Source organism: Parvimonas pharyngis (genome assembly GCF_046569675.1).
GTDB lineage: Bacteria > Bacillota > Clostridia > Tissierellales > Peptoniphilaceae > Parvimonas.
The window spans coordinates 455,403-476,677 of the sequence record NZ_JBKICJ010000001.1 but is presented as its reverse complement, the minus strand read 5'-3'; the positions used below and the strand labels follow the sequence as shown (position 1 = coordinate 476,677).

The following is a 21,275-nucleotide window of genomic DNA, read 5'->3' as shown; positions in this document are numbered from 1 at the left end:
GATATTAAAATTAGAAATTATAGAGAAGAATCTTTTCTTCTCTATTTTTTATTATTTTTTTATGGTAAAATATTAATAGAGGTGATTTTTATGAAAAATAAATTTATTAATATAAGAACTTATCTAGATAAGATATTTGTTATATTATTAATATCTATTTTAAGTTTAAATTTTGTTTCAAAAATTTCTTTTGCAGACGATAATTTTGATAGAGCAAATAGAATTTATGATATGGACTATAAATCTTTCTTTATAGGAAATATTATAGAAGACTCAGATGGTAAGTTTAAAGTTAAAGCGACTACAATTTTTCTTGGAGAAAATATTGATGAAATTGAAGTTCCTAAATTTACTGAATATAGCTATAGTAGATTAGTTCCTGCAAAAGGAGATTATTTTGTTGGGATACTAAAGAAAGATAATACATTAGATTTAACATGGATTTTTAAAGCCACATCTGGTAATTATGAAACTCTATATTTAGCAAACGATAAAGATCCTAATAATGCAGAAGTTAAATTATTCCAGAATATGATAAATAAGGGAGAGTATGTCCCTAATCTTGATGAAATTGAAAAAAATAAAAGATTGGAAGCAAATAAGTATACAAAACCTAAGGATGATTTTACTAAGAACTATGATGAATTAACTGAAGAAGAAAAGAAGGAAAGAATAAAAGCTGTTAATGAAAAGTCAGAAAAAGATTATAAACAAAGAATGGAGACAATTTCAAATTTTATTAGTAACCCTGTAATGTTAATTGTTCCAGGAGTTTTAATGTTATTAATAATATATGTTGTTCGTTCAAGAAATAAATTTAAAAAAGAAATGGAAGATCGTTTTGATGAATACGACGATGATGAATCAGAATAATACAATAAATAGTGATGTAGAAGCTAAAAAGCTACTAAATTTTAGCATTAAATTCTCATATTCTTTACTTTATAATGGTGCAGAAGTTTATAGAGTAGAAGATAGTATTAATAGAATTTGTAAATCTTTTAAAAATATTAAAGCAGTTAATACTTTTGCTTTGAGTAATATGGTTATGATTTCCTTTGTGTATAATGAAACGAATTATACTAGTATGAGAAGATTAAATGATACCGCTAAAAATTTAGAGAAGATATCCATGTTGAATGAACTTTCCAGAAGTATTGTTTCTGGAAAAGTAAATATTGATGATGGATTTAAAGAATTGAAAAATATAAAAAATAAGAGTTCATATAGCAATTTTACTAAAATTTCATTAGTAACATTATCAGCTCCGTTCTTGGCATTTATTTTTGGAGGTACTATAGTCGATTTTATTCCTGCTTGCTTAGCTATGTTTGTTGAAATGTTAATCTTAGTATATATAGAAAAAGCTAGATTACCTTCATTTTTAACAACATTTTTATCGGCAAGTGGTGTTGCTCTTTTTGTTATGACTATGTCTAAAATTGTAAGTATAGCAAATATATCAAGTATTATGATAGCGTCAATCGTGCCTTTATTTCCTGGAATTCAGATAACAAATGCAATGAGAGATATTTTATCTGGAGATATTTTATCTGGGATAATTGGAATAATGTCTGCAATATTTACTGCGGTTTCTATTGCGGTTGGAGTAGTTTTAGTTCTTAGAATTTTTGGATAGGAGTTTTTATGGATTTATTTTTAAATGTTATATGTGCTATTGTTTCAAGTATAGCATTTTCGATATTTTTTATTGTTCCAAAAAAAGCAATTGTATATTGTACAATAACAGGGACAATCAGTTGGATTGTTTACTATTTTTGTAGTAAACATTTTGGAAATGCAGTTAGCAATTTAATAGCTTCAGTAGTTGTCGGACTATTTGCTGAATATTTTTCTGTAAGACTTAGACTTCCATCAACAGTATTTTTATATATAGGAATTGTCATGTTAGTTCCAGGTTATAGAATGTATCGCACTATGGAATATTTTGCAAAAAACGAGTATCTACTAGCTTTAAATAGTGGTATCAGCACTGTTATTCATGCATGCTCTATAGCAATAGGAGTTTTAATATCTGCAGTTTTTTCTAAATCAATTAAAAGAGTTAAATTTGATAGAGTTAATAAAATAAATGAGATTACAGATAAAATTGGAGAGTTTTCAGATAAATAGTATTAATTTTTTATATAAAATCAACTTTTTTATGAATTGATTTCTTAAAAGGTTGATTTTTTTTACTAAATAATGTATAATACTTAATGTTGTTTTATGGGAGTAGATGAGTTCTGGTGTGCTCTCTGGTCTTCAAAACCAGCGTAAGGAGTTTGTAGCTTCTTAGGTGGGTTCGATTCCCACATATTCCCGCCAATTTTTTTTATAAAATGTGATTTAACACTTGACTATTATTGTACAATGAAGTATAATTAGTTCGTGATATTATTAAATAAATGGAGGTATTATTATGTCAAACTTAAAAAAATTACAATCAAAACAATTAGATGAATTTTTTGAAGCTATTCTTATGTTAAAAAGCAAAGATGATTGTTATGCATTCTTTGAAGATGTTTGTACTTTACGTGAATTAAATTCTATTTCTCAAAGATTAGAAGTTGCAAAACTTTTAAAAATTAGAAAAACATACAATGAAATAGAACTTGAAACTGGAGCATCAACTGCTACAATTAGTAGAGTAAATAGATCTTTGCAATTTGGCGCTGAAGGATATGAATTAGTTCTTGATGCTTTAATTGCAAAAGATTTAAAAGGAAAAAAATAATTAAGAAAATTAAGTGAGATACTATTTTAAATAGTATCTTTTTTATTTAAAAGTTTTTTATTATTGAAATAATAAGTTTACAATGATATAATATAATTGTTAAAATTTAAAAATTTTAGGGGGTATTATTATGATTAATGAAAGAATTAGTAAGTTGAGAAAAATGATGGCTAAAAGAAATATAGATGCCTATATTGTACCTAGCTCAGATCCTCATCAATCAGAATATTTAGCTGATTATTACAAAACAAGAGAATTTATAACAGGCTTTACAGGTTCAGCTGGTACTGCTGTTATTACAACAAAGAAATCAGGATTATGGACTGACGGAAGATATTTCATTCAAGCTGCAAAAGAATTAGCAGTTGGAGAAGTTGAATTATATAAAACAGGATTACCAGAATCAATTTCTATTGAAGAATTCTTATTACAAGAATTTCCAAATAGAGGAAAAATTGCATTTGATGGTAATAATACTTCTGTTGCTGAATATGAAAATTTAATTAAAAAATTACCTAATTTTGAATTTATAACAGATGTTGACTATGTTGGAGAAATTTGGAATGAAGAAGGTCGTCCAGCAAGTCCAGATAGTAAAGTATATATCTTTGATGAAAAATATGCTGGAGAGTCAACTTCTGATAGATTAGCTAGATTAAGAGCTATGATGAAAGATAGAGGAATTGACTATCATTTCATCGGATCATTAGATGATATTGCATATGTTTTAAATATTAGAGCGAATGATGTTCAATGTAACCCAGTTGTTATTTCATACCTTTTAGTTTCTGATAAGGCTTGTAATTTATATATTGATAAATCAAAATTATCTGAAGAAGTTGCAAATTACTTAAAAGAAAATAATGTTAGTATTAAACCATATGAAGTTATAGGAAGAGATGTTTCTGATATTGAAGCAAGAAAAACTTTATATTTAGAACCAAGAAAAACAAATGTAGCAGTTTATTCATCAATTGCAAGAGGTGTTAATATTGTTACAGGAACAAATCTTACTTCATTAATGAAATGTCATAAAAATGAAATAGAAATTAAGAATACTAAAAATGCTTACATTAAAGATGGTGTTGCTTTAGTAAGATTCTTAAATTGGTTAGAAACTGGAATTCCAACAGGAACTATAACAGAAATGATAGCTGCTGAAAAATTATTAGAATTTAGAAAACAACAAGACTTATTTATAGAAGATAGTTTTGAATCAATTTCTGCTTATGGTGCAAATGCTTCAATGCCACATTATAAACCAAGTCATGAAAACCCTGTAAAGGTTGAACCTAGAGGATTATATTTAATTGATAGTGGTGGACATTATTTAGATGGAACAACTGATATTACAAGAACAATTGCTGTTGGTAAATTAAAAGAAGAAGAAATTTACCACTATACTCTTGTTTTAAAAGCTCATATTAATTTAATGGAAGCTAAATTCTTAGAAGGAACTAATGGTGGATATTTAGATGCATTTACTAGATATTGCTTATGGAAAAATAGAATTAACTTCAATCATGGTACTGGACATGGTGTTGGTCACGTATTAAATGTTCATGAAGGACCACAAAGAATAGCAACTGCTGGAAATGAGTATCCAATGGAAGTTGGAATGGTTACTTCAGATGAACCAGGTATCTACATTAGTGGAAGCCATGGTATTAGAATTGAAAGTATAATGGTTTGTGTTGAAGATGAAATGACTGAATTTGGACAATTCTTAAAATTTGATAATTTAACAGTTGTTCCAATTGATACAAGACCAGTTGATAAATCATTATTAAGTGATGATGAAATTGCTTGGTTAAATGATTATAATAAAATGTGTTATGAAAAATTATCTCCATATTTAAGTGGACATGATTTAGAATACTTAAGAGAACAATGCAAGGAAATTTAAGAGAATTTGATATAAATTACGAATTAAAAAAACTACCAGATTTACCTGGAGTTTATATAATGTATGATAAGGATGACAATATTATATATGTTGGGAAGTCTGTTTCTTTAAAAAATAGAGTTAGGTCATATTTTACTACTAATCATAAGTATAAGAAAGTTCAAGCTATGGTAGAACATATTCATAGATTTGAATATATAATTGTTAATAATGAAACTGAAAGTTTAGTTTTAGAAGCAAATTTGATAAAAAAAAATAGACCAAAATATAATATTAACTTAAAGGACGATAAGCAGTATCCTTATATAAAGATTACAAATGAAAAATTTCCAAAAATTTTAAAAGTTAGAGATGTAAAGGATGATAAGGCTCAATATTTTGGGCCTTTTCCTACAATTTCAGACTTAGAAAAATTAATGGAATTATCTATATTAATTTATAATATTAGAGATTGTAAATTAAATTTTGACAGGGGAAAGTTTTTACAAAGACCTTGTATGAGCTATTATTTGGAAAGATGTTCAGCTCCATGTACTCAAAATATAGATAGAGAAAATTACAATAATGATGTAAAAAAAGTTATTAAATTTCTTTCTGGAGATACTTCTGAAATTAAAGAAATTTTGCTTAATAAGATGAAAGAAGCCTCTGTAAAAGAAGAGTATGAACTTGCGATTAAATACAGAGATTTTTTGAGTGAATTAGATTATTTATTTACAAAACAAATATTTAACATAAAGAAATTTAAAGAATATCATTTGATTTCGTATGCATATGTTGAAAATATATTGGTAGTTGCAATTTTTATTGTAAATGACGGTCTTGTAATAGATAGAAAGCATTTTATTGTTGAAAACAATCTAGACTTAGAGTTTGAAGAATTATTTTCAAATGTAATTAGACAATTTTACATAAGTCATCATAATAAGGTTAAAGAAATATATATTGATTATTCAGATGATAGATTTTTAAATGAGATATCTTTATTTTTATCAAAAATTTTTGATGAAAATTCAATTTCGGTTAAAAATCCTAAAAAAGGTGTAAAATTTGAACAAATTAAGATTTTACAAAAGAATGCAAAAGAAATTTTAACTAAACATATTTTTGATAGTAAAAATATTAATATAAAATATTTAGAGGCAATTAACTATTTAAAGAATATTTTAGATATTGAAACTCTTAACAGAATAGAATGCTATGATATTTCAAATATTTCTGGTGATTTTAATGTTGGAAGTATGGTAGTTTATAAAAATGGATTTAAGAGTTCAAAAGATTATAGAAAGTTTAAAATAAAAACTGTTGTAGGTCAAGATGACTATTCTAGTCATAAAGAGATGCTTACAAGAAGATTTAACAGGTTTTTAGATGAAAAAATAAATTCTATTGGAAGTAGTTTTTCTGAAATGCCAGATCTTATTTTAATGGATGGTGGTAAGGGGCATGTTAATGTAGCAAAAGAAGTTCTTTTGGAGAAAAACCTAAATGTTCCTGTTATAGGACTTGTTAAAAATGATAAGCATAGAACAAAAGGAATAATTTTTGAAGATAATTATATCGAGCTAGATATAAATACAAATATATATAGATTTTTATTTGATATTCAAGAAGAGGTTCATAGATTTGCTATTAATTATCATAGAAGTTTGCAGAATAAAAAATTACAAAATTCAATTCTTGATGAAATTAAAGGTGTTGGAGAAATTAAGAAGATAAAACTTTTATCTCATTTTGGAAATGTTTCTGCGATTAAAAAGGCAAGTATAGATGAACTTATGACTGTTGATAAAATGGATAAAAGAACGGCAAAAAATATATTTGAATTTTTTAATAATGAGGGATAGTATGGAAAAAAGTGTTCTATTAAAAGATTTAGTTGAAAAACTAGAGCTTGAAATTGTATATAAAAGTGATGATTATGATAATATTGAAATAAAATTTAATGAATTTAATAGACCTGGTCTTCAACTAAATGGCTTTTTTGATACATTTCCATATCAAAGAATTCAAATAATTGGACAACCAGAACATGAATACTATGATAAACATTTACCATTTGATGAAAGAAGAAATGTTTTTGATAAATACTTTTCTTATCCAATACCCGCTTTAATTTATAGTTATAATATTAATGTACCTTATGAAGTTTATTCATTAGCAAAAAAACATAATAGAACTATTTTAAGAGTTGACTATGGAACAACAAAATTAATTTCTAAAATGAGTGATTTCTTAGAATATGCTTTAAGTGAAGAAATTAGAATTCATGGGGGATTACTAGAAGTTTTTGGTATGGGCATATTAATAATAGGTAAAAGTAGTATTGGAAAGAGTGAAACGGCATTAGAACTTATTGCTCGTGGTCATAGATTGGTAGCAGATGATGCTGTTGATATAAAAAAAATTGACAATAAACTATATGGACAGTCTCCTGAAAACATTCGACATTTTCTGGAAATTAGAGGTTTAGGAATTTTAGATATTGAAAGATTATACGGTTCAGGAGCGATAAAAAGATCTACTGATATTGATTTTGTTATTGAACTCGAAAACTGGGTTGAGGATAAAGAATATGATAGATTAGGTCTTGATGATAAATATAAAAATATATTAGGAATAGAAATTCCTCATATTGTTATTCCAGTTAAACCGGGTAGGAATATAGCCTTAATAGTAGAGGTTGCAGCAAGAAATATACGCCAAAAGATGTATGGTTATAATGCTGCTGAGGAACTAACTAAAAGAATAATGGAAGAAATTAATAATAAATCGAATTAGGTGGTAATTATGTTATTTAGTAAATTGAATTGTGTTGTAAAATATGATGAGCCATTAAAAAATCATACAACATTTCAAATTGGTGGTAAATGTATTGCTCTTATCGAACCAAAAAAGGTAGAAGATATAATTGAAGCAATAAAAATTTGTAGAGAAAATAATCTAAAATTTTTCGTTATAGGTAATGGATCTAATTTATTAGTTCCAGATGATGGCTATAACGGAGTTATAATTAAAATAAAAAGTGAATTTTCAAATATACAAGTTGAAGGAGAATGTTTAATTGCTCATTCTGGAGCGAAACTATCAGAAGTTTACACAGTTGCATATGAAAACTCTTTAACTGGATTTGAATTTGCTTCTGGGATTCCAGGAACAATAGGTGGAGCGATTTTTATGAATGCTGGAGCCTATGGTGGAGAAATGAAAGATATAGTTGAATCTGTTGAAGTGCTAGATCTTGATAATTATGAAGTAAAAGAATTAAAAAATGAAGAATTAGATTTCTCTTATAGAAAAAGTATAATTCAAAGAAAAAATTATATAGTTTTAACTATAAAATTAAAATTAAAAAAAGGAAATAAAGAAGAAATAAAAGCTGTTTATGAAGATTTAAGGGAAAAAAGAAATTCAAAACAACCTTTAAACTTTGGTTCTGCCGGAAGTACTTTTAAAAGACCTGAGGGACATTTTGCTTCAAAATTGATTGAAGATGCTGGACTTAAAGGATATCATATAAATGATGCATGGGTTTCTGAAAAACATTCCGGATTCATTGTAAATAAAGGCAATGCAAGTTATAAAGAAGTTATGGAACTTATTGAGTATGTTCAAAAAGTTGTTTTTGAAAAATTTGAAGTCAAATTAGAGACTGAGGTAAGAATATTAAAGGATTAGATTATGGAAGCAGTTATTATTACAGGAATGAGTGGAGCAGGAAAGACATTAGCATTAAACCATTTTGAAGATATGGGATATTATTGTATGGAAAATCTTCCTCCAAAATTTATTGTAGATTTTGTAGAACTTATAAATAATTCTACAAAAGGAATTGAAAATTTAGCAATAGTTGTTGATGTAAGAGCTAGATTTTTTGAAGATTTATCAGAAACAATTCAAAACTTAAAGAAAATGGATTGTGAGTTAAAAGTTCTATTTTTAGATTCTAGTGATAGAACGCTTATTAACAGATATAAAGAATTAAGACGACCACATCCGGTAAATCCAAAGGGTAATCTTTCTGAGTCTATACAATTAGAAAGAGAAATGTTAAGTGATATAAAAGATAAATCAGATATAATTATTGATACCACAAGATTAACCGCTAGTAGTTTTAGAAACAAATTAAATACTCTATTTTTTAATGGGAATAAAAAAGATTTAGTTATAAATATAGAATCTTTTGGATTCAAAAATGGTATACTTGTTGAAGCGGATTTAGTTTTTGATGTTAGATTTTTACCTAATCCATATTACCTTGAAGATCTTAAAGATTTTAATGGAACAAATGAAGAAATAAAGAACTTTGTAATGAGTTTTGAAGACTCAAAAATATTTTTAAATAAAATTGTAGATTTGTTGGAATTTTTAATTCCAAAGTATAAAACTGAAGGGAAAACTATGTTGACAATAGGTGTAGGATGTACCGGAGGAAAGCACCGTTCAGTTTGCCTAGCTGAAGAATTATTTGCTGAACTTAAAAAAAGACATTCTAATGTTAATATTGCACATAGAGACGATAGATTATGGTAGAGGATTTAAAAATTGTGACGATTGGAGGAGGAACAGGTAGTTCTACTCTTCTAAAAGGATTAAAAAAATATTTTAAAGATATTACCGCAATTGTAACTGTTGCTGATGATGGTGGAAGTTCTGGAATGCTTAGAGATGATTTAGGAGTTATACCACCTGGAGATATTAGAGCTTGTTTGATTTCTCTTGCTAATACTGAAAAATCTATGGAAAAGTTGATGAAATATAGATTTAAAGAAGGAAATTTAAAAGGTCAAAGTTTTGGAAATTTATTTCTAGTTGCAATGGCTGATATATATAAGGATTTTATGCTTGGAATACAAGAAACTTCAAATATTTTAGCAATAACTGGGAAAGTTTTACCAGTTACTTTAGATAATATAAAATTATTTGCAGAACTTGAAAATGGAGAAATAATTGAGGGAGAAAGTAATATTACTGCTTTGAATTTAGAAGATGAAAATAGTAGTAGAATAAATAGAGTTTTTATTTCTCCAAAATATGCAAAACCGCTTAATGAAGTTGTTCACGAAATCTACAATTCTGATGTAATTTTAATAGGTCCGGGAAGTTTATATACTTCTGTAATTCCAAATCTATTAATTTCTGAAATAAGTGAAGCATTAACTAATACCAAAGCAAAAATTTGCTTTATTTTAAATGTTGTTAATCAATCAACAGAAACCTTTGATTATAAGGTTACTGATCATTTGAACGCAATTTATAAGCATTGTGAAGGGATTAAAATTGATACAATTATAGTAAATAATGAAATAATTCCTGAAGAAGTTGATTTGAAATATAAGAGAAAAAATGCAAGTCAATTATTATTAAGTGATGAAGAAAGAGAAAATTTGAAAAAGTTAAACATAAGAGTTTTAGAAGACAACTTGATTAGTAAGTCATCTGGATATTCAAGGCATAACGAAGATAGACTTGCAAGATTGATTTTAGAAAATTTTTAAATAATAATTATGTTTTTAACATTTAGATTGGGGATTTCCCAATCTTTTTTTGTATATTTAGATTGTTTAAATTTCAATTAAATTGTATCATAACATAAACAAAAATAGAAAAAAAGAATTTTACTTGACATACTTATAACGCTGTGATATAATGGTAAAAATAATAGTTTAGGAGGTTTTTTATCATGAAAAAATTTAAGAAAATTGTAAGTTTTATGTTATTAGTTAGCATGTTATCTTCGATATTCTTGCCGATTTTTTGTAAAGAGAAAACGATTTTTGCTGAAGAGATGAAACCTCATTTTGACTTAGAAAGAGAACATAAAATAAAGTTACAAGCCACAGCTAATGGATGGATAGATATAACTAAGAATGGATTAACTATGTGGTACTATAAAACATATGGTCAATTTAAAACAGGTTGGCATTATGATAATTACTATGAAGGTTGGTACTATTTTTCTCCAGAACATAATTTTATGTTTGACCCAAGGTATAATAATTCAGAATGGTTATCAATAAATAATAAATGGTACTGGTTTAATATTGGAGGAAAGTTAAAAGAGTTAAATGGTTGGGAAAGATATGGAGATGAATGGATGTATCATGTTCCGGGAGATTATGAAGCTTTAGCAGGATGTCTTTGTAAGATAGGAAGTAAATATTATATTTTTAATTATAATGGGTACATGACTTATGAAGGTAATACAGCTCCAGATTTAAGTAAATTAGGATATTCGAGGTGATTTTATGGATACAGTTATAGTATTTTGTTTATTTTTGATGTTATATCTACTTTCATATAAATTAGATAAAGTTCTAAAAAATCAAAAAGAAATTAAAGAAGAGATTGAGAGGATTAGGTCAAAATTGTAAATTTTATTTTTAAGGAGCGAAAGCTCCTTTTTATTTTTGTTAATTTTGAAATTTGTGCATTACATTATTTATTATAAAAATAGTAGAAAGAAAGTTCATTTTATGGTAAAATAATATATTGAGTAATTATAAATTATATGTTTTTAGGAGAGAGTATGAGAGATTTATATGAAATTTTAGGGGTGGATAAAAATTGTAATAAGGCAGAATTAAAATCTGCATATAGGAAACTTGCAAAAAAGTATCATCCAGATGTTAATCCTGATAATAAAGAGGCAGAAGAAAATTTTAAAGAGGTAAATTTCGCTTATGAAATACTAAGTGATGAAGATAGAAGACAAAAATATGATACTTATGGAGAGGCTAGTTTTAATGCTAATGCTTCTGGAGGTAGTGGATTTGGTGGCTTCTCTGATATGGAAGATATTTTCGAAAGTATTTTTGGTAACTTTGGAGGCTTTGGTGGATTTGGATCTAATTATAGAAATTCAAATCGTCCAAGAAAAGGAGAAGATACTGAAGTTTATTTAGATTTAGATTTCTTTGAAGCTGTTAATGGTGTTGAAAAAGAAATTTTTATAAATGTAAAGACAGTTTGTAATACTTGTTCTGGAAGTGGCGCAAAACCAGGTACAAAGAAAGTTACATGTTCAAAATGTAATGGTAGAGGAAGTATTAGAATTCAAAGACAAAGCTTCTTTGGAACTGTTGTTTCTGAAGAATTATGTGATGAATGTAATGGTTCTGGAGAAATGATAGAAGAAAAATGTGAAAATTGTAAAGGTAAAAAGTACGTTTTAGTAAAAAAGAAATTTACTATTAAAGCTCCTAAAGGGGTAAATACAAATAATATTATGACATTGAAAGGTCAAGGAAATTGTGGTGAAAATGGTGGACCTAATGGAGATGTTTATGTAATTTTCAAAGTAAAATCTCATGAGTTATTTGTTAGAAATGGAAATGATGTATCTTATGAATTGCCTATTTCTTTCACAGAGGCTACTTTAGGAGCTGAAGTTGAAATTCCTACTTTAGATGGAAAAGAAAAATATACAATTCCAGAAGGAACAGAAACAGGAACTGAGTTTGTTTTAAAAGGCAAAGGAATTTCAGATGTTAATGGTTACGGAACTGGGAATTTAAAATTTAAAGTAAAGATTATAACTCCAAAAAATCTAACTGATAAGCAAAAAGAATTACTAAGAGAATTTTCTAATGAAAGAGAAGAGCATTTGACAGAACATAAAAAGAACTTTTTTGAAAAAGTAAAGGAGCTATTTGACTAATGGATTGGACTGAAATTGAGGTTGTAGTAAAAAATCAATTTGAAGATAATATAGTTGGTATACTTTATTTATTTGACATAGACGGGATAAATATAAAGGATTCAAGAGACTATGAAGAGTTTGCAAAAGATAAGCCTTACTGGGTAGTTTTAGATGAGGATGATTTTGAAAAGAGTGAATATATTACTGTAAAAACTTATTTGAAAAATGATGATGAGCTTGAAGATAATCTTAAAGTTTTACAAGATAGAATTTCTGAATTTGAAAAAGAATATAATGAAAAAGTAATTTTAAAAATAGACTCTAAAATAAAAACAGAAGATTGGGCAAATGAGTGGAAAAAATATTATAAGCCTACAAAAGTTGGTAAAAATTTTATAATAAAACCAACTTGGGAAGATTATAATTTAAGTGAGAATGAAGTTATGATTGAATTAGATCCTGGAATGGCTTTTGGAACTGGAACTCATGAAACTACAGCTCTATGTTTAGAAGCTTTAGAAAAAATTGATTTAAAAGATAAAACAGTTTTTGATATCGGTTCAGGTAGTGGAATTTTATCTGTTGGTGCATTGAAACTGGGCGCGAAACAAGTTGAAGCTGTTGACATTGATATTTTAGGAGTTGAAGCAACAATAGATAATGCAAAATTAAATAAAGTTGAAGATAGAATTATAGTTCATCATGGTGATTTGTGTGAAAAATTAACTTCAAAAGCTGATGTAATTGTAGCTAATATCCTTGCGCATATTTTAGTAAAACTATTAGATGATATAAGTAAATTTATAAAAACTGATGGAATTTTTATTGGCTCTGGAATAATTGAAGAAAAGTATATTGATGTTGAAAATGCTTTAATAAAAAATAATTTTGAAATTTTAGAAGTAAATAAAAATAAAGATTGGGTTTGTGTGATTGCAAGGAGAAAGAATGCATAGATTTTTTACTGATGAGTCAATCATAGAAGGAAAAGTTAAAATATACGGAGATGATTATAATCATATAAAAAAAGTTCTTAGAATTACAGAAGATGAAAAAATTGAAGTCGTTGTTTTAGGAGAGCTTTATATTGGGAATATAGAGATTTGTGACAAATATATTTCTGTTTATAATTTAGAAAAAATTTCTGAAAATACTGAATCAAATATTAGAATTCATCTATTGCAATGTTTAGCAAAAGGTGAAAAAATGGATTTAATAGTTCAAAAATCAGTTGAGCTAGGAGTTTATGATATAACTTTGGTTAATTCAAAAAGATGTATCGTAAAGATTGATGAGAAAAAGGAGAATAAAAAAATTGAAAGATTGCAAAAAATTGCTTATGAAGCATCAAAGCAATCTAAGAGATTAATTGTTCCAAAGATAAATGAAGTAATACAATTTAAGGATATTATAAATATTGTAGGAGATAACTATTTACTCGTAGCTTATGAAGAAGATAAAAATATTTCATTAAGAGAAGTAATTAGTAAAATAAAAAAAGAGAATTCCTGCAAAGATATTTATATATTAATAGGTTCAGAAGGTGGATTTGAAAGAGAAGAAGTAGATTTCTTAAAGGATAATGGTGCATATAGTATTGGACTTGGTGCAAGAATATTGAGAACTGAAACTGCTGGTATTAATTTGCTTTCAATTCTACAATATGAATTTATGTAGGAGGTTTATGAACAAAGTTAGTTTTTTAACTCTGGGATGTAAAGTAAATCAGTATGAAACTGAGGCTATGCAAGAGTTATTTAAGAAACGAGGGTATGAGATTTGTAATGAAGAAGATATATGTGATGTATATGTTATAAATACTTGTACTGTTACGAATTTAAGCGATAGAAAGTCAAGACAATTTATTTCTAGAGCAAAAAAATTAAATGAAGAAGCTATTTTAGCGGTTGTAGGTTGTTATTCGCAAGTTGCTCCAGATGAAATATCAGCAATTGAAGATGTTGATGTTATTATTGGAACAAAAAATAGAGCTAGAATAGTTGAATTGTGCGAAGAATCAAAGAAATCTAATTTAAAGTTTAATATAGTTTCGGAACTTACAAAGGATTGTGGCTTCGATGTATTATCAATTGAAAATCAGGAAAGTAAAACTAGAGCATATATAAAAATACAAGAAGGTTGTAATATGTTTTGTACATATTGTATTATACCTTATGCAAGAGGTCCTATTAAATCAAGACCAATTGATGATATTTATGATGAAGCTGTTAAACTTGCGAATAATGGATATAAAGAAGTAATTATTACAGGTATTCATGTTGGTTCGTATGGATTGGATTTAGATAATAATACTAGACTTATTGATGTTATAGAAAAATTATCTACAATAGAAAACTTGGATAGAATTAGACTTAGCTCAATTGAAGCTGGAATAATTTCTAAAGATTTCTTAGTTAGATTAAAAAATTGTAAAAAAGTCTGTGAACATTTCCATTTGTCTTTACAAAGTGGATGCGATAAAATTTTAAAACTTATGAATAGAAGATATACAACTGATATGTATAGAAAAAAAGTTACTATGATTAAGGAGATTTTTCCAAATGTTGCTCTTACAACTGATATAATCGTAGGATTTCCAGGAGAAAATGATGAAGATTTTAGGGAAACGGTAAATTTTGTAAAAGAAATTGGTTTTTCTAAAATTCATGTTTTTAAATATTCTAAGAGAAAAGGGACTCCTGCTTATGATTTTAAAGAACAAGTTGATGGAAATATTAAGAAGTTAAGAAGTAATGAATTAATATTATTAGCTAAGGAAATGACAACGGAATTTTTGAAAAAACAACTTTCAGAAAAACATGAGGTTTTATTTGAAGAAAATGTTAATGGAAATAGACTTGTAGGATATACAAGAAATTATATAAGATTTTCAGCCCCTTATAATGAAAACATGAAAAATAAAGTTGTCTATTGTAATGGAGTTTCTGTTGAAGGGGAAGAAATTTTTGGATTAGCAAGTAAAATAAAGATATAAATTTTAGGAGGATTATTTTGGAAAAGAAAAACTTTTATTTAACAACACCTATTTATTATCCAAATAGTAATTTACATTTGGGTCATACTTACACTACAATAGTTGCAGATGTATTAAAAAAATACAAGCAAGCTCAAGGTTATGATGTATTTTTAACAACTGGAACTGACGAACATGGTCAAAAATTACAAGAATCAGCAATTAAAGCTGGAAAAGAACCTTTAGAATATATTGATCCAATTGTTGATAGTGCAAAAGAGTTGTGGAAGACTTTAGATATTGATTTTGATGCTTTTGTTAGAAGTACAGATAAAATTCACGAAAAAAATGTAAGTGATATTTTTACAAAGTTATATGAAAAGGGAGAAATATACAAAGGTAGTTACAAAGGAATGTATTGTGTTCCTTGCGAAGCTTTTTGGACTGAGAGTCAATTAGTAGAGGGAAATAAATGTCCAGACTGTGGTAGAGAAGTTTCTCAGAGTGAAGAAGAAACATATTTCTTTAGACTTTCAAAATATCAAGATAAACTTTTAAAATTATATGAAGAAAACCCTGATTTTATTCAACCAGAATCAAGAAAAAATGAAATGATTAGCTTCATTAATGAAGGTTTAACTGACTTATCAGTTACACGTTCAAGTTTTGACTGGGGTGTTAGAGTACCATTTGATGAAAAACATATTGTTTATGTTTGGATAGATGCTCTAAGTTGTTATTTAACTGGAGTTGGATATGGTACAGATGAAGAAAAATTCAATAAATACTGGCCATGTGATGTTCATTTAATAGGAAAAGAAATTATGCGTTTCCATGCAATTATTTGGCCTTCAATTCTAATGGCTTTAGATTTACCACTTCCAAAGAAAATTTTTGGTCATGGTTGGATTTTGTTTGATGATGATAAGATGAGTAAAAGTAAAGGAAATATTGTTTATGCAGAACCGATTATAGAAAGATATGGTATGGATGCATTAAGATACTTCATGCTTAGAGAATTTACTTTTGGGCAAGATGGTAATTTTACTTATACAAAAATGTTAAATAGAATAAACTCAGATCTTGTAAATGACTTAGGAAATTTAGTTTCAAGAACTGTTGCAATGTGCGAAAAGTATTTCGGTGGAATAGTACCTGCTCAAACTGAATTAACAGAAATTGATAATGATTTAATTGAAACAGCTGTTACAACTAGAGATAGAGTCGCTGAATTAATGGATAAACTTAACTTCTCAATGGCGCTTGAAGAAATTTGGAAGTTAGTGAGAAGAACAAATAAGTATATTGACGAAACAACTCCTTGGACTTTGATTAAAGAAGGACAAGAAGATAGACTTAAAACAGTTATTTATAATTTACTTGAAAGCATAAGAATTATTTCTGGATTAATTAAGCCTTTCATGAAAGAAACTTCATCTAAGATTAATGAACAAATAGGATATTCAGATTATTCTTATGAAGACTTAACTAAATTTGGACTACTTAAAGTTGGAACAAAAGTATGTAAAGGTAAAAATTTATTTGATAGACTTGATGTAGATAAGGAATTAGAAATAATTGTAGAAAAGAATTCTGAATTAATTGAACTAAGAAAGAAGAAAAATTCGGGATCTAATGAAGAAAAAGAAGTAGTTGATGAAGAAAGAGAATTAATTACAATAGATGACTTTGCAAAAGTAGAACTTAAGGTTGGAAAAATTATAGATTGCCAACCACATCCTAAAGCTGATAGACTTTTAGTTTCTAAAATAGATATTGGGGATGAAGTAAGAACTATCGTTTCAGGAATCAGAAAATTCTATAACGAAAAAGACCTTATAGGTAAAAAAGTCATTGTTGTTACAAATTTAAAACCAGTTAATCTAAGAGGTGTTGAAAGTAATGGTATGATACTTGCTGCTTCTGATGAAGAAAACTTAAGTGTATTAACTGTTTTAAATGATATTAAAGAAGGATCAAAGGTATCATAATGAGAATAGTAGATAGTCACTGTCATATTGATGATGAAAAATTCGACTATGATAGAGAAGAGGTTATTTCTAACTTTGAAAATGATGGAATTGATTTTATAGTTGATCCAGCCTCAGATATTGCATCAAGTGAAAAAATTATTGAAATAGTAAAGAAATATGATAAAGTTTATGGTGCGGTTGGTATTCATCCACATGAAGTTGAAGGAATTACTGATGAAGATTTAGAAAAAATTTATCAGATATCTTTTAGTGATAAAATAGTTGCTATTGGAGAAATTGGACTAGATTATTATTATGATAACTCTCCTAGAGAAAAGCAAAAAGAAGTTTTTAGAAAACAACTTGAAATTGCTGAAAAGAGAAAACTTCCAGTTATAATTCATACGCGAGATGCTATGGGAGATACTTATGATATTTTATCTGAATTTAAAGGTAAAGTAATAGGAGTAATGCATTGCTATACTGGTTCTAGTGAGATGGCTAAAAGATTTATGAATTTGGGTTATTATATATCAATTTCTGGTGCTGTAACATTTAAAAATGCAGTTAATATTAGAGAAATGGTAAAAACTATTCCGCTAGATAATTTGCTTGTGGAAACAGATAGTCCATATCTAACTCCAGAACCTCATCGTGGAAAAAGAAATGAACCAAAATACGTAAAGTTTACAGCTGAAAAAGTTGCTGAACTAAAAGAAATGGAATTGAATGACTTAATTTACAATACTAATAGCAATGTTAGAAATCTTTTTTCAATAGAGGATTAGTATGAAAAAAATTAAAGAAATAATAGTAGTTGAGGGAAAAGATGATATTTCTAAAGTAAAAGCTGCTTTTGATTGTGATGTTATTGCAACAAATGGAACGCATTTTTCAAAAAACTTGCTAAAAAAAATTAAAGAAGCAAATGAAAAATGTGGAGTAATAGTTTTTACTGACCCTGACTACGCAGGAGAAAAGATTAGAAAAAATATAAACAAAGTTGTTCCTAATTGTAAAAATGCATTTTTGAGTAGAAGGCTTGCTTTAAAAGGAGATAATATTGGAGTAGAAAATGCTAAAGTTGAAGATATTATAGAGGCTATTGAGAATGCTAAAGTAACTGTTTTAGATAGAAAAGATGAAATAGATTTAAGTCTTTTAACATCCTTAGGAATTAGTGGTATGGGTAATAGCAAAGAACTTAGAGAACAACTTTGTGAGTATTTTAAAATAGGATATTGTAACTCAAAACAATTTGTAAATAGATTGAATAGTTTTGGAATTACTGAAGAGGAGTTAATTTTAGCTGTTGAAAATATTTTAGGAAAGGAAGTTTAATATGGATTTATATAAATTATCAGTAATAAAAGAAATTTGTGATAAATTCGGATTTTCTTTTTCTAAAAATTTTGGACAGAACTTTTTGACAGATAGAAATATCTTGGAAAAGATTGTAGAAGTTTCAGCTATTGATAAGGACTATGGTGTAATAGAAATTGGACCTGGATTTGGTGTTCTTACTAAGTTTTTGCTTGAAAAAGCTGGAAAAGTTGTATCAATTGAAATTGATACAAGATTAAAAGAAGTTTTAGATTATACACTTAGTGGTTATGATAATTTTGAATTTGTTCAATCAGATGCTCTAAAAATTGATCTTAAAAAACTTATCGAAGAAAAATTTACTCAAAAGAAAATTGTAGTTGTGGCGAATTTACCTTATTATGTAACTACACCTATTATAACAAAGCTTCTTGAGAGTGATTTAGACTTAGAATCTATAACTATTATGGTTCAAAAAGAAGTTGCTCAAAGACTTGTTGCTGATGAAACTAGCAAAGATAATTCGAGTATTAGTTTGTTTGTAAAATATTATGCAGATGCAAATATTGCGTTTAATGTTTCAAGAAATGTATTTGTTCCAGCACCTAATGTTGATAGTGCTGTTGTAAATATGAAATTAAAAAAAGATAGATTTGAGTATGAAAAAACAATGTTTAAACTTATAAAAAATGGATTTGAAAATAGGAGAAAAACTATTTTAAATTCTTTTTGTAAATCTGGTATTGAAAAAGAAAAGATTATTGAAGTTTTAGATAAATTAAACATTGATACTAGAACAAGAGCTGAAAAACTATCACTCGAAGATTTTAAAAATATTGCAAGAGAATATGAAAATTTATAATTAAATAAGATAAATTTATACTTGATTTGTATAAAAATAATTTATGCTTTGTTTAAATAAAAAATCATAGGGTATAAATTTATTGAAATAAATATTGAAAATATTTAAAATTACAAAAAAATTTTTTAGGGGGAAACTAAAATGGCAAAAGTAGTAGTATATTCAAGTGAGTCTTGTACATATTGTAAACAAGCAAAAGAATTCTTAAAGGCAAATAATGTTGAATACGTTGAAAAAAATGTTTCAACTGATTTAGAAGCTAGAAAAGAATTAATGGCAAAAGGACATATGGGTGTTCCTGTAATCTATGTTGATGATTTTGAAATGGTTGGTTTTGACAAAGCAGCATTATCAAAAGCATTAGGATTATAATATTAATATAATAAATAAGAGGTTCAGTTTTTAACTGAACCTTTTTTTATGATTAACTATTAAAAAAATAAAAAATATTTACTTTTTTTAGCATTTATAGATATTAAATAATATTGTTAATAATAATTTTAAACTACTGTTAAATTTTTGTAATTTAATGGTAGTTTTTTTGTTAAAAACTATGTTATTTCTTTGATTAATAACTCAATTTATGGTATAATAATTGTTGTTTAGGAGGAAAAATGGAAAAATTAAAATTAAGACAATTGATTATTTTATTTTCTATAGTTGTACTTTGTAGCGTTTTATTTGGTTTTTATTTAAAAAGTGTAAAACTTACTGATAGTTTTGATTATAAACTAATGAGTTTTGTTCAAAGTAATAATATTTTTACTAAGAATACTATTCTCCTAAATTTTATAAAGTTTATAACATCATTGGGAAGTGGGATAGGTTGCTTTATATTATTAATTCCAATGGGAATATATTTTTATTTTAATGATTTAAAGAAAGACTTTATATTTTTAGTCTGTTCATTATTAATAACTTATATTTTAAATGAATTGATTAAGCATATAGTTTTAAGAAAAAGACCTATTGAGTTTTTTATAATTAATGTTGCAGGATATAGTTATCCAAGTGGACATTCAATGAATATATCAGCTTTTTATTTAACTTTTAGATTTTTATTAAATCGAAAGAAAAAGAACAGGTATTTAGATATATTTATATATGTTCTAATAATAATGATCGCTTTAAGTAGAGTTATTTTAGGTGTTCATTGGCCAACTGATGTTATTGTAGGACTTACATTAGGATATTTATCTTATAGATTATCTAAAGAGATATATCTTAATTTTTGGAGGGATTAATGGTATATTTAATTATCTTTACTGTTGTAGTATTTATTTTTACTTCAATAGTAGGAAATAAATTAAAGAAACAGAATTTTTTAATAGACTTAAAGTTAAAAAACTTTTTTCAAAATAATAATTTAAGATTTTTGAAATCTTCAATGAAACATATTACTTCAATGGGCGATGTTGTTACATCATTGATTATTATTTTTCCAATCTTCTTTTATTCTGTTTCAGAAAAAAACTATGTGTTAGCTAGTGCTATTTTAAATTCGTCACTATTTAATATGATATTTTTAAACTCTTTTAAATTTTTATTTAGGAGAGAACGTCCAGTATCACATTCTGATATTAAATACTGGGGATATAGTTTCCCAAGTGGACACTCTTGTATTGGTTTAAGTTTTTATCCGACTGTTATGTATGTATTATTTAATGGTCATAGTTCTTTTCCAATTTGGATGTCTTTAGGTATTTTGTTTGGACTTAGTATTGCAATAAGTAGAATTGTTGTAGGAGTTCATTGGTTTTCAGATGTTATATTCGGTTCCTTATTAGGACTTGTATTTTTTAGCTGGACTATTTATTTGTATAATATTGGTTTTTATTATAAATTTTTGTTTTAATAT

The 21,275-nt window shown here is 26.7% G+C and carries 23 protein-coding genes and 1 tRNA gene; all 24 read left to right on the top strand.

Annotation, left to right across the window (positions count from 1 at the left end):
- The first annotated feature begins 90 nt into the window (after positions 1 to 90).
- On the top strand, positions 91 to 873 hold the full coding sequence (locus tag ACLGL0_RS02250) for a hypothetical protein (RefSeq protein ID WP_411013464.1): 783 nt from the start codon (positions 91 to 93) through the stop codon (positions 871 to 873).
- Positions 845 to 1,639: a threonine/serine exporter family protein gene (locus tag ACLGL0_RS02245; RefSeq protein ID WP_411013463.1), complete on the top strand. Its 795-nt coding sequence runs from the start codon at positions 845 to 847 to the stop codon at positions 1,637 to 1,639. Before ACLGL0_RS02250 ends, ACLGL0_RS02245 begins: the two co-directional genes overlap by 29 nt.
- A gap of 8 nt (positions 1,640 to 1,647) precedes the next feature.
- On the top strand, positions 1,648 to 2,133 hold the full coding sequence (locus tag ACLGL0_RS02240; protein WP_411013462.1) for a threonine/serine exporter family protein: 486 nt from the start codon (positions 1,648 to 1,650) through the stop codon (positions 2,131 to 2,133).
- A gap of 98 nt (positions 2,134 to 2,231) precedes the next feature.
- Positions 2,232 to 2,328: transfer RNA gene (locus ACLGL0_RS02235), tRNA-Sec, on the top strand.
- A gap of 94 nt (positions 2,329 to 2,422) precedes the next feature.
- Positions 2,423 to 2,737, top strand: a complete 315-nt coding sequence (locus ACLGL0_RS02230; protein WP_233055786.1) for a YerC/YecD family TrpR-related protein — start codon at positions 2,423 to 2,425, stop codon at positions 2,735 to 2,737.
- A gap of 130 nt (positions 2,738 to 2,867) precedes the next feature.
- A complete protein-coding gene (locus ACLGL0_RS02225; protein ID WP_411013461.1) occupies positions 2,868 to 4,643 on the top strand; it encodes an aminopeptidase P family protein in 1,776 nt (591 codons plus the stop codon).
- Positions 4,628 to 6,490, top strand: a complete 1,863-nt coding sequence (gene uvrC / locus ACLGL0_RS02220; RefSeq protein ID WP_411013460.1) for an excinuclease ABC subunit UvrC — start codon at positions 4,628 to 4,630, stop codon at positions 6,488 to 6,490. Before ACLGL0_RS02225 ends, uvrC begins: the two co-directional genes overlap by 16 nt.
- Before the next feature lies 1 nt (position 6,491).
- Positions 6,492 to 7,424 carry an HPr(Ser) kinase/phosphatase gene (hprK, locus tag ACLGL0_RS02215; protein WP_411013459.1) on the top strand — a complete coding sequence of 311 codons (933 nt, stop codon included), beginning with the start codon at positions 6,492 to 6,494 and terminating at the stop codon, positions 7,422 to 7,424.
- A 9-nt stretch (positions 7,425 to 7,433) separates the two neighbouring features.
- The gene (gene murB / locus ACLGL0_RS02210; RefSeq protein ID WP_314558879.1) at positions 7,434 to 8,321 is read left to right on the top strand and encodes a UDP-N-acetylmuramate dehydrogenase; all 888 of its coding nucleotides are present in this window, start codon (positions 7,434 to 7,436) and stop codon (positions 8,319 to 8,321) included.
- Positions 8,322 to 8,324: 3 nt separating this feature from the next.
- On the top strand, positions 8,325 to 9,176 hold the full coding sequence (gene rapZ, locus ACLGL0_RS02205; protein ID WP_411013458.1) for an RNase adapter RapZ: 852 nt from the start codon (positions 8,325 to 8,327) through the stop codon (positions 9,174 to 9,176).
- Positions 9,170 to 10,141, top strand: a complete 972-nt coding sequence (locus tag ACLGL0_RS02200) for a gluconeogenesis factor YvcK family protein (protein ID WP_411013457.1) — start codon at positions 9,170 to 9,172, stop codon at positions 10,139 to 10,141. The genes rapZ and ACLGL0_RS02200 overlap by 7 nt, the downstream gene beginning before the upstream one ends.
- A 185-nt stretch (positions 10,142 to 10,326) precedes the next feature.
- Positions 10,327 to 10,887 carry a hypothetical protein gene (locus ACLGL0_RS02195; RefSeq protein ID WP_411013456.1) on the top strand — a complete coding sequence of 187 codons (561 nt, stop codon included), beginning with the start codon at positions 10,327 to 10,329 and terminating at the stop codon, positions 10,885 to 10,887.
- A gap of 4 nt (positions 10,888 to 10,891) precedes the next feature.
- Positions 10,892 to 11,017 (top strand): hypothetical protein, encoded by a 126-nt coding sequence (locus tag ACLGL0_RS02190; RefSeq protein WP_314558886.1) that lies wholly within the window; start codon positions 10,892 to 10,894, stop codon positions 11,015 to 11,017.
- A gap of 155 nt (positions 11,018 to 11,172) precedes the next feature.
- Positions 11,173 to 12,303, top strand: coding sequence for a molecular chaperone DnaJ (gene dnaJ / locus ACLGL0_RS02185; protein WP_411013455.1), 1,131 nt, complete (start codon positions 11,173 to 11,175; stop codon positions 12,301 to 12,303).
- Positions 12,303 to 13,241, top strand: a complete 939-nt coding sequence (gene prmA, locus ACLGL0_RS02180) for a 50S ribosomal protein L11 methyltransferase (protein ID WP_411013454.1) — start codon at positions 12,303 to 12,305, stop codon at positions 13,239 to 13,241. Before dnaJ ends, prmA begins: the two co-directional genes overlap by 1 nt.
- The gene (locus ACLGL0_RS02175) at positions 13,234 to 13,962 is read left to right on the top strand and encodes an RsmE family RNA methyltransferase (protein ID WP_411013453.1); all 729 of its coding nucleotides are present in this window, start codon (positions 13,234 to 13,236) and stop codon (positions 13,960 to 13,962) included. The genes prmA and ACLGL0_RS02175 overlap by 8 nt, the downstream gene beginning before the upstream one ends.
- Positions 13,963 to 13,969: 7 nt before the next feature.
- The gene (mtaB, locus tag ACLGL0_RS02170; RefSeq protein WP_411013452.1) at positions 13,970 to 15,280 is read left to right on the top strand and encodes a tRNA (N(6)-L-threonylcarbamoyladenosine(37)-C(2))-methylthiotransferase MtaB; all 1,311 of its coding nucleotides are present in this window, start codon (positions 13,970 to 13,972) and stop codon (positions 15,278 to 15,280) included.
- A gap of 11 nt (positions 15,281 to 15,291) precedes the next feature.
- Positions 15,292 to 17,250: a methionine--tRNA ligase gene (gene metG, locus ACLGL0_RS02165; protein WP_411013472.1), complete on the top strand. Its 1,959-nt coding sequence runs from the start codon at positions 15,292 to 15,294 to the stop codon at positions 17,248 to 17,250.
- Complete coding sequence (locus tag ACLGL0_RS02160; protein ID WP_411013451.1) at positions 17,250 to 18,020, top strand: TatD family hydrolase; 771 nt, start codon at positions 17,250 to 17,252, stop codon at positions 18,018 to 18,020. The genes metG and ACLGL0_RS02160 overlap by 1 nt, the downstream gene beginning before the upstream one ends.
- A 1-nt stretch (position 18,021) precedes the next feature.
- A complete protein-coding gene (rnmV, locus tag ACLGL0_RS02155) occupies positions 18,022 to 18,573 on the top strand; it encodes a ribonuclease M5 (RefSeq protein WP_347714261.1) in 552 nt (183 codons plus the stop codon).
- A 1-nt stretch (position 18,574) separates the two neighbouring features.
- A complete protein-coding gene (gene rsmA / locus ACLGL0_RS02150) occupies positions 18,575 to 19,417 on the top strand; it encodes a 16S rRNA (adenine(1518)-N(6)/adenine(1519)-N(6))-dimethyltransferase RsmA (protein ID WP_411013450.1) in 843 nt (280 codons plus the stop codon).
- A 141-nt stretch (positions 19,418 to 19,558) separates the two neighbouring features.
- Positions 19,559 to 19,789, top strand: coding sequence for a glutaredoxin family protein (locus ACLGL0_RS02145; RefSeq protein ID WP_314558907.1), 231 nt, complete (start codon positions 19,559 to 19,561; stop codon positions 19,787 to 19,789).
- A gap of 242 nt (positions 19,790 to 20,031) precedes the next feature.
- Positions 20,032 to 20,661 (top strand): phosphatase PAP2 family protein, encoded by a 630-nt coding sequence (locus ACLGL0_RS02140; RefSeq protein WP_411013449.1) that lies wholly within the window; start codon positions 20,032 to 20,034, stop codon positions 20,659 to 20,661.
- Positions 20,661 to 21,272, top strand: a complete 612-nt coding sequence (locus ACLGL0_RS02135; RefSeq protein ID WP_313962134.1) for a phosphatase PAP2 family protein — start codon at positions 20,661 to 20,663, stop codon at positions 21,270 to 21,272. Before ACLGL0_RS02140 ends, ACLGL0_RS02135 begins: the two co-directional genes overlap by 1 nt.
- The last annotated feature ends 3 nt before the right edge of the window (positions 21,273 to 21,275 follow it).

Bases quoted from the DNA above. Each gene is read 5' to 3' on its own strand.
- hprK (WP_411013459.1), top strand. From the start codon at position 6,492: ATGGAAAAAAGTGTTCTATTAAAAGATTTAGTTGAAAAACTAGAGCTT.
- ACLGL0_RS02160 (WP_411013451.1), top strand. From the start codon at position 17,250: ATGAGAATAGTAGATAGTCACTGTCATATTGATGATGAAAAATTCGAC.
- ACLGL0_RS02135 (WP_313962134.1), top strand. From the start codon at position 20,661: ATGGTATATTTAATTATCTTTACTGTTGTAGTATTTATTTTTACTTCA.
- ACLGL0_RS02200 (WP_411013457.1), top strand. From the start codon at position 9,170: ATGGTAGAGGATTTAAAAATTGTGACGATTGGAGGAGGAACAGGTAGT.
- ACLGL0_RS02145 (WP_314558907.1), top strand. From the start codon at position 19,559: ATGGCAAAAGTAGTAGTATATTCAAGTGAGTCTTGTACATATTGTAAA.
- ACLGL0_RS02245 (WP_411013463.1), top strand. From the start codon at position 845: ATGAATACGACGATGATGAATCAGAATAATACAATAAATAGTGATGTA.
- ACLGL0_RS02240 (WP_411013462.1), top strand. From the start codon at position 1,648: ATGGATTTATTTTTAAATGTTATATGTGCTATTGTTTCAAGTATAGCA.
- rapZ (WP_411013458.1), top strand. From the start codon at position 8,325: ATGGAAGCAGTTATTATTACAGGAATGAGTGGAGCAGGAAAGACATTA.
- murB (WP_314558879.1), top strand. From the start codon at position 7,434: ATGTTATTTAGTAAATTGAATTGTGTTGTAAAATATGATGAGCCATTA.
- rnmV (WP_347714261.1), top strand. From the start codon at position 18,022: ATGAAAAAAATTAAAGAAATAATAGTAGTTGAGGGAAAAGATGATATT.
- ACLGL0_RS02195 (WP_411013456.1), top strand. From the start codon at position 10,327: ATGAAAAAATTTAAGAAAATTGTAAGTTTTATGTTATTAGTTAGCATG.
- prmA (WP_411013454.1), top strand. From the start codon at position 12,303: ATGGATTGGACTGAAATTGAGGTTGTAGTAAAAAATCAATTTGAAGAT.
- ACLGL0_RS02175 (WP_411013453.1), top strand. From the start codon at position 13,234: ATGCATAGATTTTTTACTGATGAGTCAATCATAGAAGGAAAAGTTAAA.
- mtaB (WP_411013452.1), top strand. From the start codon at position 13,970: ATGAACAAAGTTAGTTTTTTAACTCTGGGATGTAAAGTAAATCAGTAT.
- ACLGL0_RS02230 (WP_233055786.1), top strand. From the start codon at position 2,423: ATGTCAAACTTAAAAAAATTACAATCAAAACAATTAGATGAATTTTTT.
- ACLGL0_RS02250 (WP_411013464.1), top strand. From the start codon at position 91: ATGAAAAATAAATTTATTAATATAAGAACTTATCTAGATAAGATATTT.
- ACLGL0_RS02190 (WP_314558886.1), top strand. From the start codon at position 10,892: ATGGATACAGTTATAGTATTTTGTTTATTTTTGATGTTATATCTACTT.
- rsmA (WP_411013450.1), top strand. From the start codon at position 18,575: ATGGATTTATATAAATTATCAGTAATAAAAGAAATTTGTGATAAATTC.
- uvrC (WP_411013460.1), top strand. From the start codon at position 4,628: ATGCAAGGAAATTTAAGAGAATTTGATATAAATTACGAATTAAAAAAA.
- dnaJ (WP_411013455.1), top strand. From the start codon at position 11,173: ATGAGAGATTTATATGAAATTTTAGGGGTGGATAAAAATTGTAATAAG.
- ACLGL0_RS02225 (WP_411013461.1), top strand. From the start codon at position 2,868: ATGATTAATGAAAGAATTAGTAAGTTGAGAAAAATGATGGCTAAAAGA.
- ACLGL0_RS02140 (WP_411013449.1), top strand. From the start codon at position 20,032: ATGGAAAAATTAAAATTAAGACAATTGATTATTTTATTTTCTATAGTT.